The following is a 12430-nucleotide window of genomic DNA, read 5'->3' on the forward strand; positions in this document are numbered from 1 at the left end:
CGGCCTTGCGCTGCCTTGCTTTGGTGTCTCTCAAATGCCCCAAAGCAACTGGGCGCGCTATCTGACCTTGACGACGACCTTGCCCTTGGCGCGTCCTGTTTCGACGTAAGCCAGCGCCTCATTGGTCGCTTCAAAAGGAAAGACCCTGTCGACGACCGGGCGAATCGCCCCATCTTCGATGAGGGACGTGATTTTGCTCAGTTGCTCACCTTGCGCCGACATGAACAGGAACGAAAATCCCACGCCCCGGCGCTTGGCTTTGGTCCTGATACCACGGCTCAGCAGCCGCAGCAGCAGCCTTAGCACCACGTTCAGTCCCTGTTTCCTGGCAAATTCGGGATCCGGAGGACCGGAAATCGAGATGAGCTTCCCACCCGGTTTCAGCACAGTCAGGGATTTCTCAAGCGTCTTGGCGTCCTGGCTGTTCAGGACGACGTCGTAGCCCGACAGGATTTTCTCGAAGTCGTCCTTCCTGTAGTCGACGACGACATCGGCGCCGAGATCCCTGACCAGATCGGCGCTTGCCGCGCCCGCTGTTGTCGCAACGATCGCGCCGAGGTGCTTTGCCAACTGGATGGCGAATGTCCCCACGCCGCCGGAGCCAGCCTGGATGAAGATCTTCTGGCCTGTCTTCAGACCCGCCCTCTCGATGAGAGCCTGCCAGGCGGTCAGACCGACCAGCGGGATCGAGGCCGCCTCTTCCATGCTGAGGTTCGCCGGCTTCAGCGCCACGTCGGCTTCATCGATTGCGATGAATTCGGCGAATGTCCCGATCCGGCCGTCGGGCGGCCGCGCATAGACGGCGTCGCCGGGTTTGAATTTGCGGACTTTCGAGCCCACCCTGACAACCCTCCCGGCAACGTCGTGACCGAGGATGAAGGGCCGGCGATAGGGAAGGACGAGTTTGAATTCGCCGGTCCTGATTTTGGAATCCAGCAGGTTCACCCCGGCGGCATGGACCTCGACCAGGACGTCATTGTCCAGCAGCTCCGGCTCCGGCATCTCGGCCAGCCGCAAAATGCCTTTCTTGCTATAATTATCGACAACGAATGCCTTCATGGCAGTGACTTTCTGGAAGTGTCCGTTGGTGTGCCGTTTGTGTGTGAAATTCTCCGTCCCATCGTTGTTCAGACCGGCAGGCGGAACTGCTTGCGCAAGGTCTTGTCGAACATCCCCGCGGGGGCGAAGCGGCGCAGCAGGCTGACCTGGCGCGCTGCCTTCCCTGCGGTATAGCGCCGTCGCGGACGGGCGTCGGTCGCTGCCTTGACGACCACATCCGCCACCACTTCCGGCCGATCGGCTTTGGGCATCACATCGGCAAGCAGCGCCTTGAGACCGGCGCGCGCCTGATCGTAGTCCTTCAACAGGGAATCCGGCTCGATGCCGTTCTGGTCGAAGACGGTGCGCACGAATGCCGGCTCGATGACCGAGACGCGAATGTTGAAGGCGCGAACCTCATGATCGAGCGATTCCGAATAGCCCTCCAGCGCGTGCTTGACCGCCGAGTAGTGCGCTGAGTATGGCGCGGGCACCAATCCTAGAATCGAGCCGATGTTGACGATGCGCCCTTGGCCGCGGCGCCGCATCGACGGCAACACCGCATTGGTCATGCGCATGACGCCGAACAGATTGACGTCGAACAGAACCTGCACCTGTGCGACCGAAGATTCCTCGGCGCCGCCAAGCAGGCCGACACCGGCATTGTTCACCAGCAGATCGATACGACCGGTCTGGGCCAGCACGGTTGCAACGAGGGCGCTGACGGACTCCCCGTCGGTCACGTCGCAGGTCAGCATGGACACCTTAGCCGGGCCGTTGCCGGCCTTGCTGCGGCTTGTCCCGAAGACGGTATACCCCGCCCGCGCCAAGGCCTCGGCACTGGCGCGGCCGATGCCCGAAGAGGCTCCGGTCACGACTGCGGTTCTTCCCGAAAGGTTATTCATTTGATACTCCAGAGACATGAGGGCTAGCTTTTTGCCGTTGATTGAATTATGATCGTAATATCATATTACACTCATAATGCAATAGCAGAAAGGAAGAGCCGCCATGCGCTACGAAAAGGGCCGAAAGGACGCCTCCCGCGATCGCATCGTCGAGGTCGCAGCCCAGCGTTTTCGCGGTGACGGCATCGCCGCGTCCGGACTGGCAGCCATTATGGGCGACGCCGGGCTGACGAACGGAGCCTTCTATCCGCATTTCCAGTCCAAGGCGGAGCTCGTGCGTGAAAGCCTTGTAGCGGCACTGGAGAGCCAGGTGCAGCAACTGCAGGAGGTATTGGCCGCCGGTGGTCCGGAGATGGGCATAGCGGCGTATCTGTCAGCTGCGCACCGGGACAACCCGGGAACGGGCTGCGCCAACGCCGCGCTGCTCCCGGAACTCGCGCGTCAGCCGCTCGAAACGCGACAAGTCTATACCGAACGCTTGCTGGTTCTGGTGCGCCAGTTGTCTGCAGCGCTTCCGCAGGCCAGGGATCCGGAAGGCGTTGCCATGGGCGTCTTTGCGACCCTCATCGGCGCGCTTCAACTGGCCCGCGCGGTGGCAGGGACCGAATTGTCGGATCGCTTCCTTGCGGCAGGAGCAGATGCCGCGCGCAGGCTGATCCAGCCACGTGACGGCGAGAAGGCATCCATTTAGAGATAGAGCGGCAGCAGCAAAGAGCCTGACATCCTCATCATGGCGGGCCGCATTACAAGAAGGGTCGCTTTGCCTAAAGTCATCGGCCATTGCCAGCACGAGGCCATCTCAACCTGCATCAGGGAATGACCGCATTAGGGCCGGAAGCGACTGGCAGCTTCATGGCTCGGAATCGGACGGCCACCGCGACGCAGTCCGTAAGGGGGGTAACTTGCGACGGAGGAAATCGATTGGACGCCCGAAAATCGTGCTGATGAGGAGGGATAACTCACTTTGCCAAGTTAGAGCGGCGTGTTTCGCCCCTCAGTCACGCCTTGAGACCGAGTGCCTCCACAAGAAGAGCGAACGCTGCAGTGTGCTGGCGTCGGCTGGGATAATAGAGGTGATAGCCCGGGAAGGGTTGGCACCAGTCTTCCAGCACCCGGATCAGGCGTCCGTCTGCGATGAACGGAGCGACCTGGCTCTCAAACGTGTATGCTAGCCCGAGGCCGTCGAGGGCCGCAGCCTCCAGCATTTCCCCGTCATTGATAATGAGGGGGCCATTCATCCTGACTTCAAGTTCCTCACCGCCTTTTTCGAACTCCCAGGCAAAGAGCCCGCCGCTGGTCTTCTGACGGTAGCTGATGCCTTTGTGTTCCCCAAGTTCGCGCGGTGTCTTTGGAACCGTTCGGGTTGCAAAATACGACGGTGATCCAACCACCGCCATACGCAGGTCCGGGCCGATCCTTATTGCCACCATGTCCTTCTGGACCTGCTCGCCGATCCGGATACCGGCGTCGAATTTGCTTGCAACGATGTCAACCAGACCTTCGTCCAGGCTCAATTCCACTTCGATATCCGGATACTGCAGAAGGAGTTTGGCGATGACGGGCCACAGTACTGATTTGGCAGCATACCGGAATGTCGTCAGGCGAATGAGGCCAGTGGGCTTGTCGCGCAGGGCGGCGACGGCGGCGATCTCGCTTTCGATGTGATCGAAGGCCGGTCGCAGGCTTCGCAGCAAGCGCTCTCCAGCTACCGTCACGGACAGGCTGCGGGTGGTGCGTGAGATCAGCCGGACTCCCATGCGCTGTTCCAGCGTTCTGACAGCGTAACTGAGCGCCGACTGCGATAGACCAAGCTTTGCTGCGGCGCGTGTGAAGCTGCCCGCCTCTGCTACGGCGATGAAGACTGCCAGCTCGCTAAAATCTCCGCGCCTCATTTATCAATCCCATTTCTAACTTCATGCAGATTATAGAGGCTAATCGTATCGAGTCCTATTCCCTATGTCACCTGGCAGACAACGAAACGCTGAGACGGACGTGCCAAGCCAACGCGGCATAAACTGAAAGATACCGACCAGGAAGGATACGACTATGAGTAGAGTATGGATGATCACCGGCGCAGGGCGAGGCATGGGCCTCGACTTTGCCAAAGCGGCCCTGGCCATCGGCGATAAGGTCGTTGCGACCGGTCGTAACCCAGATCGGGTCGCCAAGGGGATCGGGCAGTCGGACAATCTTTTGGTCGTCACGTTGGACGTGACCAAGCCGGCCGACGCCGACGCCGCGGTGAAGGCAACCCTGGACCGCTTTGGTCGCCTCGACGTGATCGTCAACAATGCCGCGGGCTTCTATGCCGGCTATTTCGAGGACCTGACTCCGGCCCATATCGAACTTCAGCTCGCGTCCACCCTGACCGGCGCCATGAACGTCACCCGCGCAGTCCTGCCGGTCATGCGCGCGCAGGGTTCTGGCAAGGTCATTGCCATCTCATCGACGGCCGGCCTGGTCGGCTTTGAGTTCTGTTCTGCATACGCCGCGGCAAAGTTCGGCGTTGATGGCTGGATCGAGTCACTGCAAGCCGAGGTGGCGCCGTTCGGCATTGAAACGATGATCGTGAACCCCGGATTTTTCCGCACGGAGCTGCTGACGGACGAATCCACTCAATATGCTCCGTCATTCGTCAGCGATTACAGCGAACGTCGCGCCCAGCAGATAACGGGCTGGAAAGCCGCGAACGGCCAGCAAATCGGCGACCCCGCCAAACTCGCGCAGGCGTTGATCACTCTGGTCGACAAGCCGGAGCTGCCCCGTCGGTTCATCGCCGGTGCCGATGCTCTTGCAATGGTCAGGCAGAAACTCGCTCTGCTGCAGCAGCAGGTCGATGCCCATGAGGAGCTATCCGGCTCACTAGCCTTCGACAGCTGAACGTCGCATCCAGCACTGCCGTCGTCGCAGGTCTATTTATGAGCGCCATCGATAGGCTCATGCGAATTCTGGGGGCTAATCCGAATGTCGCGCCCGTGCTCTCCTGAGGGTTGACCGTTGGGCAACCGGCCAACGACCGAACTTCGGAATGGACGTTCCCTTTCCCACTGATGCCGCCAGGCGTCGTCGGTCCGATTAGCTTCGCGTCCTATATCCCGCCCGCCACTCGAGGAGACGACATGCCAGAGCCCCGACAGCTAGCCTTGGACATCAACAGCCGGCGCCACCAGTTCAATCTTGATGTACGCGTGACTCTGCTGGATGCACTACGCGAGCATGCCAACCTGCCCGGCACGAAAAAAGGCTGTGATCATGGGCAGTGCGGCGCCTGTACCGTCCACGTCGACGGCGAGCGGGTATTGAGCTGCCTGACGCTGGCGGCCCAGGTCGAAGGCCGTCAGGTCACGACGATCGAGGGCCTCCAGGCTGCCGACGGCGTGATGCACGCAGTCCAGACCGCGTTCATCGAGCACGATGCATTCCAGTGCGGCTATTGCACCCCCGGTCAGATCATGTCGGCCGTTGCATGCATTCGTGAGGGCCACGCCGATACGGACGAGGACATCCGCGAATACATGAGCGGCAACATCTGCCGGTGCGGCGCTTACCCCCATATCGTCGCCGCGGTGCGCGATGCCGCCAGCCGCCTGAAGAAGGAGGCAGCACTATGAGACCTTTCGAGTATCTCCGCGCCAAAGATGCCGCGAGGGCGCTTGCCGAGGCTGCCAAGCCAGAGACAAGATTTCTCGCCGGTGGGACCACGCTTCTTGACCTCATGAAGCTGAATGTCGAGCGTCCTGCGCGGGTGGTCGACATCACGCGCCTTTCCGGCCTGGACACGATCGAGGTATCGGCGGATGCCATTCGCATCGGTGCGCTCGCCAAGATGAGCAAGGTCGCCGACCACGCCGATATCAAGCAGGCTGCGCCGGTGCTTTCCGAAAGCCTGTGGCGCGCTGCCTCGGCACAGCTGCGCAACATGGCGTCCATCGGTGGAAACTTGATGCAGCGAACCCGTTGCACCTACTTCCGGGACCCGGACGCTTATTCGAACTGCAACAAGCGCAATCCAGGTTCCGGATGCGCTGCCCTTGGCGGCGTCAACCGCAACCACGCGGTGCTCGGCACGAGTGACGCGTGCATAGCAATCTACCCCGGAGATTTTGCGGTTTCCCTGGTGGCATTCGACGCCACGGTCATCATCCGGGGAGCTTCCGAACGCAAAATTCCCGCCGACGAATTCTTCCTTCTCCCTGGCGATACCCCGCACCTTGAGCATGAGCTGTCGGCCGGCGAGATGGTCGTCGGGATCGAGATCCCGCGTTCGGCAGCCCTGGAACGCTCGCATTATCTCAAGGTCCGGGATCGCGCGTCGTACGAGTTCGCCGCGGCCAGCGCTGCTGTCGGAATCGAATTGGAAGCCGATGGCAAGACAATTCGCGAAGTACGCATCGCGGTCGGCGGCCTCGCCACCAAACCCTGGCGCCTGCGCGCCGTCGAAAATTTGCTCAAGGGAAAGACGCTCGACGAGGCGACGATTCGTAGCGCCTCGTCAGCCGCCGGCGACGGCGCGAAGTCGAGCGGACATAACGCATTCAAGGTTGAACTGGCACCGAAGGTCGTGGCCCGCGCCCTGATGACGGTAGGAGGTATCGCATGACACATGGTAACGCGTTCGAACTCAACCGCCGCACCGTCTTGAAGCTCGGCGCCGGCGTAGCCGCTGTCGCTGGCGCCGCTGTCGATCTCTCGTCAAAAGCCGTTGCGGCTGAGACCGTCCCCGCCAAGGCGCCAGCTCTCGGTGCCAGGCTTTCCCGCGCCGAAGGCCCGTTGAAAGTAACCGGGCAGGCTCGCTATGCGATCGAGCAGAAGCTGGAGAACCTGGCCTATGGCGTAACTGTCCAATCGACGCGGCCGGCAGGGCGTATCGCCAGTATCGATACGTCGGCCGCCAAGGCTCTACCGGGTGTCCTGGATGTCTACACCGCGCAGAATTCCCTGAAGCTCAACAAGCCGACCGTCTACAGCAAGGGCGGCGGAGCGACCGAGGAATTTACCCCAATTCAAGACGATGTGGTCCGTTTCAACGGCATGCATATCGCGCTCGTGGTCGCAGAAACCTTTGAGCAGGCAACGGAAGCGGCAAGTCTTCTCAAGATCGAATATGAGGACGGCGACCCTATTCTCGACATCAACGATCCCAAGGCAAAAGTGCAGCCCATCGATGAGATGGGTGCCGCGTGGGGCGATGCAGCGACAGCGTTGGCCAATGCCGAGGTCAAGGTAGACGTCACTTACACGACGTCACGCGAATACAATGTGCCGATGGAGCCGCATGCGTGCATCGCTTCCTGGGACAACGGGAAAATCACCGTCTGGGAGCCCAGCCAGTGGGTTGGCGGGGCACGGAGCGTCGTGTCGGAATGGCTCGGCATCGACATCGAGAATGTGCGGGTGATCTCGCCCTATGTCGGCGGTGGGTTCGGGTCCAAGATCGGGGCACATCCGCATGTGGGGCTGGCTTGCGCGGCCTCGCGGAAACTGGGCAGGCCGATCAAGGTTTCTCTCACGCGGCCGCAGACCTTTACCGGCCTTGGCGGCCGACCGGCGACACGGCAGACACTCTCAATCGGAGCCTCGAAGGACGGAAAGATAAGCTCGATCGTCCATGAGAGCTGGAACGAGACGGCGATTGACGAAGTCCATATCGAGGCTTGCAACAATGTGACGAAGATCATGTATGCGACGCCGAACTTTTCTTCACGTCTCAACGTCGTCCCGGTCAATACGGTCCAGCCCGGCTGGAAACGGGGCCCCGGCGAAAACCCCAGTGCCTATGCTGTGGAAAGCGCGATCGACGAGCTGGCGTACGCGCTCAGCATGGATCCGGTCACGCTGCGCCTTGCCAACTGGGCGGAGACGGATCCCAGCAATGGGATGAAGTGGAGCACTCGACAGTTACGCGAAGCCTATGCCGTGGGCGCGGAAGCCTTCGGCTGGTGGAACCGGAACCCGGCCCCTCGCTCGATGCGCGAAGGCCGCGAGTTGATCGGTTATGGAATGGCCGCCGGGTCATACCCCATGATCCGTACCGCGAGCGAAGCCAAGATCGTACTCCATGCCAGTGGACAGATCGAAGTCCTCAGCGCGGGCACCGACATGGGAACGGGGACCTATACCATTCTCGCCCAGACAGCGGCTGACGCATTGGGCGTTCCTGTTGAGACAGTCGCGGTGCGGCTGGGCGATACCCTCCTCCCCAGATCGGCGCTCGCAGGCGGTTCCCAGCAGGCCAACAACCTGACGGGAGCGGTGGACAAGGCGGCCAGGAATGCACGGGACGCCTTGCTGGCGCTTGCCGCATCCGATCCGAAGTCGCCGCTGGCAGCCTCGAAGGCGACTGACCTCACGTTCGAAAACGGCTCGGTGCAACCGACCCGACGGCCGAACGGCGGTATCGGCATCGCGGAACTCTTGAAGGCAGTGGGCAAAGACAAACTGGAAATCGAGGGCAACACCTTTGCTCCCGGCGCCACCGAGGAGATGAAGAACGGAGCTGACCGCAGTTTTGCACAGTTGAAGGGCGCTGTGGAAGGAGGCGTCTCGGCCCATAGCTGGTGTGCGCATTTCGTGGAAGTTCGGATCGATGAGGATTTTGGCACGATCCGCGTCAAGCGCATGGTCTCGGCATTCGATAGCGGCAGGATCTTCAATCCGAAGCTTGCGGAAAGCCAGTGGATCGGCGGTATGGTCATGGGTCTCGGGCAGGCTCTCCTGGAAGAAGGTTACGTCGACCAGCGAGACGGGCGCACCATCAACGCGAATTTTGCCGACTATGCCGTCCCGGTTAACGCCGATGTGCCCGACATCCAGGTGATTGCGGTTGGAATTCCGGACATGCAGGCAACCGCTCTTGGCGGCAAAGGCGTCGGCGAGATCGGTGTCGTAGGGGTCGCACCTGCGATCGGTAATGCCGTCTTCCACGCGACCGGCAAACGCATTCGAAGCCTTCCGATCACGCTGGAAAAGCTCGTTTGAGTTCGGTCGATGCGCCCTGGTGACCCTCAGGCTCGCAAATAGGCGAGCATGCAAAAACAACGATTCTAAACCCAAGGCAAAACTGGGTCGCTAATCGCTGGTCGCCGCCTGTTGTAACGTCACCAAGCAACGCCGGGAAAGTGTGCAACGGTTTTCCCGGCGCGTTCAATCGTCTTTGATCAGCACGATCTTCGCCGGATCGAAATCGATCCCGACCATCGTCCCTTCCGCCACGGCGGGTGTGACATCAGGCGATGTCGCGAACAGTTCGACCGCCGGATCGCTGATCGCGATTCGGTATTCCATGTGGTCGCCGAGATACGAGCTCTTGACCACCTGGCCCTTCATGGTGCCCGCTGGCTGGCCGGGCAAGATGCGCACGGCATTCGGGCGCACAGCGAGGATCGCCGGCCCCGGAGCGTTACCGCGACCCGGCATGTCGAGCAGCAAGGGTCCGACCTTGACCCTCGCTCTGGTCGCATTGCTGGAAAGCACCTCGACGTCGAGCAGATTGGCGTCGCCCATGAAGTCGGCGATGAAACGGTTGGTCGGCTCGTTGTAGAGGTCGCGCGGCGTACCGTCCTGGGCGACGCGAGCGGCGTTCATGACGATGATGCGATCGGAGACGGCCAGCGCCTCTTCCTGGTCATGCGTGACATAGACCATGGTCAGCGCCAGATCTTGCTGGAGGCTGCGGATTTCGTCGCGCACCCGCCGGCGCAGCTTGGCGTCGAGATTGGACAGCGGCTCGTCGAACAGCAGCACCTTCGGCTCCAGTACGATGGCGCGCGCCACCGCGACGCGCTGCTGCTGGCCGCCGGACAATTCGCTCGGCTGGCGCTTCTCGTAGCCGGACAGGCCGACAAGCGACAGCTTTTCGGCGGCGCGCTCGGCTGCCTGCGCCTTGCCAAGCCCCATAGCCCGCAAGCCGTAGCTGACATTCTCCATCACGTTCATGTGCGGGAACAGCGCATAGGACTGGAACACCATGGAGACATCTCGCTCGGCGGCGGACAGCAAGGTGACGTCCTTGTCGTCGATCAGGATGCGCCCGGTGCTGGTCTGTTCCAGCCCGGCGATCAGCCTGAGCGTCGTCGTCTTGCCGCAACCCGAGGGCCCGAGCAGCGTCACCAGGCTGGCCGGCGCGATGTCGAAGCTGACATTGTCGACGGCGATCACCGCGCCGTATTTCTTGGTGACGCCCTCGAACCGCACCGCTGGCCTGTCCGTCGCAACCGGGGCAGCAGTCTTCGCCGTCTGATCCACGCCGCTTCTCCCCATCAGATTGCTGCCACAACGGCTTCCGGACCAGGCCGGCGCCGGCCGAGCCGGCGTTCGCCGACCAGCAGCTGGATGCCGATGAGGATGACCATCATGACGACGATCATCACCGCCGAATAGACAATCGCGATGCCGTATTCGCCGACATCTGCGCGCCCGACAATGTAGACCGTGGCGAGGTTGAACCGGCCGCTCGCCAGGAAGATGACGGCGCTGACCGCCGTCACCGCGCGCACGAAACTGTAGATCATCGCGGTCACGATCGCCGGCTTCAGGATCGGCAGGATCACCCGCCGCAAGGTAGCAAAAGACCGCGCCCCAAGCGTCAGCGATGCCTCGTCCAGGCTCTTGTCGATCTGGCCCAGATTGGCGAGCCCGGCACGGATCGCCACCGGCATGTTGCGGAAGATGAAGGAGATGACGATGATCAGCCCGGTGCCGGTCAATTGCACCGGCGGCACGTTGAAGGCAAGGATATAGCTGACGCCGATCACCGTGCCGGGAATGGCGAAACTCATCATGGCCAGGAATTCGAACATGGTGCGCCCGGCGAAACGCTGCCGGTCGAGCAGATAGGCCGTCAGGATGCCGAGCGCCGCGGTGAACGGCATGGCCACCAGCGCCAGGCCGATGGTCATCAGCAGCGACGGCCAGGCCGAGCCGCTGAAAAACCAGCCATTGACGCCTTTCTCGATCGAAAAGGCGGTGAGGAAATATTCGAGCGTCGGCGTGTTGTCGCGCCCGATCGATTGCACGAAACCGCCGCCCAGGATGATGCCGTAGACCACGATGGTCAGAACCAGCCACGGAACGACGGCGGCGTAGCAGCCGATCCGCAAGGCCTTGGGCAGCGTCGCCGATACACCGCCATCGCCCTTGCCTGCGACGGTGACGTAGCTGCGGCTGCCGATCCAGCGGCGCTGGATGACGAAGGCTGCCAGCGTGAACATCAACAGCACGATCGCCAGCACCGCCGCGCGGCCCTGGTCGTGCGCCGCACCGACCACTGCAAAGAAGATGTCGGTCGACAGCACGTTGAAGTTTCCGCCCAGCACCAGCGGATTGGCGAAATCGGCCATGCTCTCGATAAACGAAATCAGGAAGGCGCTGGCCAGCCCCGGCCGGATCAACGGCCAGGTGACGGTGCGAAACGTGCGCCAGCGGCTGGCGCGCAGGGTTTGTGATGCTTCCTCCATGCTTGGGCTGACCCCTTGCAGCACGCCGACCAGAACCAGGAAGGCGATCGGCGTGAAGGCCAGCACCTGCGCGATGGTGATGCCGGCCATGCCATAGATCCAGCGGCTGCGCGGAATGCCGAGATGCACCGACATGAGGTTGGTGACGATGCCGGCGCGGCCGAAAAGCAGGATCAGCGCCAGGCCGATGACGAAGGGCGGCGTGATGATCGGCAGGATGGACAGGCCGCGCAGCAGCCATTTGGCCGGCAGCTTGGTGCGAAGCGCAATCAGCGCCAGAGCCAGCCCAAGCGCCGTGCAGAAAAAGCCGACGAGGACTGCAATCGCCACCGTGTTCCACGCCACGCCGCAGGAGCCCTCGCCATAGAGGCAGCGCAGGCTCCATATGTTGGCGCTGAAGATCTTTTCGACGAACAGCGCCGGCACGACATTGCCGTCATTGTCCTTGATGGCCGAGGTGAGGATCGACAGCAGCGGATAGGCGACGAACAGGATCAGCGAAGCAATCACGATTGAGAGCGAGCCGACGACGAAACGGTCGCCCTTGCACCATCCCCGCGCGGCGAGCGCCTCGGCGATGAACATCAGCATCGCCACGGCATAGAGCGCCGCGCCCCAGCCAAGCCCCGGCTGCATCGGTCCCGGCGTGCCGGCGATCCGGGTAAGCAAGCCAAATCCCCAGCCCGAATGGATGATGGAAAAGCCTTCGATGGCCAGCCACAGCAGGCCCGCCGCGCCTGCAACCGCAAGGCTCTTGGGGTTATTGCGCGCCACCAGCCAGCTCGCCAGCAGAAGCGGCAGGACAAGCGGCAACAGCCAGGGCCGGCCACCGAGCGCCAGGATAATGGCCGGTGTCGCATCCGCCGGCTGTGCCAGCCAGTCGAACGACAGGAAGCCGCCTTCGACTTTGTACCAAGGCAAGAGCACGAAGCTCGCCCACGCGGCCATTACCCAGGCGAGCGCGCTGCGTCCAGGAGCGGAACTGACCATGGAACCGGCCGCGGCCATTCAATGTCTTTCTGTGCCAAAGGA

General features: G+C 62.0%; 10 protein-coding genes. 5 read left to right on the forward strand and 5 right to left on the reverse strand.

The window, feature by feature from the left end:
• Positions 1-57: 57 nt before the first annotated feature.
• Together ACYG9Z_RS11310 and ACYG9Z_RS11315 are read right to left on the reverse strand one after the other, a co-directional pair.
• The gene (locus ACYG9Z_RS11310) at positions 58-1059 is read right to left on the reverse strand and encodes an NADP-dependent oxidoreductase (protein WP_023752893.1); all 1002 of its coding nucleotides are present in this window, start codon (positions 1057-1059) and stop codon (positions 58-60) included.
• Positions 1060-1127: 68 nt separating this feature from the next.
• A complete protein-coding gene (locus ACYG9Z_RS11315; RefSeq protein ID WP_023752892.1) occupies positions 1128-1943 on the reverse strand; it encodes an oxidoreductase in 816 nt (271 codons plus the stop codon).
• Between the two features lie 103 nt (positions 1944-2046).
• Between ACYG9Z_RS11315 and ACYG9Z_RS11320 the strand changes: the two genes are divergently transcribed.
• Complete coding sequence (locus ACYG9Z_RS11320) at positions 2047-2634, forward strand: TetR/AcrR family transcriptional regulator (RefSeq protein ID WP_023711646.1); 588 nt, start codon at positions 2047-2049, stop codon at positions 2632-2634.
• A 307-nt stretch (positions 2635-2941) separates the two neighbouring features.
• Here ACYG9Z_RS11320 and ACYG9Z_RS11325 read toward each other — a convergent pair whose 3' ends face one another.
• Positions 2942-3835, reverse strand: a complete 894-nt coding sequence (locus tag ACYG9Z_RS11325) for a LysR family transcriptional regulator (RefSeq protein ID WP_023711644.1) — start codon at positions 3833-3835, stop codon at positions 2942-2944.
• 154 nt (positions 3836-3989) lie between these two features.
• On the opposite strand from ACYG9Z_RS11325, the gene ACYG9Z_RS11330 reads away from it, so the two are divergent.
• From ACYG9Z_RS11330 to ACYG9Z_RS11345, 4 genes are all read left to right on the forward strand, one after another.
• A complete protein-coding gene (locus ACYG9Z_RS11330; protein WP_023752891.1) occupies positions 3990-4823 on the forward strand; it encodes an SDR family oxidoreductase in 834 nt (277 codons plus the stop codon).
• Between the two features lie 239 nt (positions 4824-5062).
• Complete coding sequence (locus ACYG9Z_RS11335; RefSeq protein ID WP_023730815.1) at positions 5063-5554, forward strand: (2Fe-2S)-binding protein; 492 nt, start codon at positions 5063-5065, stop codon at positions 5552-5554.
• Positions 5551-6543 (forward strand): FAD binding domain-containing protein, encoded by a 993-nt coding sequence (locus ACYG9Z_RS11340; RefSeq protein ID WP_023733039.1) that lies wholly within the window; start codon positions 5551-5553, stop codon positions 6541-6543. The genes ACYG9Z_RS11335 and ACYG9Z_RS11340 overlap by 4 nt, the downstream gene beginning before the upstream one ends.
• Entirely contained in the window at positions 6540-8921 is a 2382-nt protein-coding gene (locus ACYG9Z_RS11345; protein ID WP_023752890.1) for a xanthine dehydrogenase family protein molybdopterin-binding subunit, read from the forward strand. The genes ACYG9Z_RS11340 and ACYG9Z_RS11345 overlap by 4 nt, the downstream gene beginning before the upstream one ends.
• A 165-nt stretch (positions 8922-9086) precedes the next feature.
• On the opposite strand, the gene ACYG9Z_RS11350 is transcribed toward ACYG9Z_RS11345, so the two are convergent.
• Together ACYG9Z_RS11350 and ACYG9Z_RS11355 are read right to left on the reverse strand one after the other, a co-directional pair.
• A complete protein-coding gene (locus ACYG9Z_RS11350; RefSeq protein WP_023752889.1) occupies positions 9087-10187 on the reverse strand; it encodes an ABC transporter ATP-binding protein in 1101 nt (366 codons plus the stop codon).
• A 14-nt stretch (positions 10188-10201) separates the two neighbouring features.
• On the reverse strand, positions 10202-12406 hold the full coding sequence (locus ACYG9Z_RS11355; protein ID WP_460222815.1) for an ABC transporter permease: 2205 nt from the start codon (positions 12404-12406) through the stop codon (positions 10202-10204).
• Between the last annotated feature and the right edge of the window lie 24 nt (positions 12407-12430).

The sequence above is a fragment of the Mesorhizobium sp. RSR380A genome (assembly GCF_054719385.1).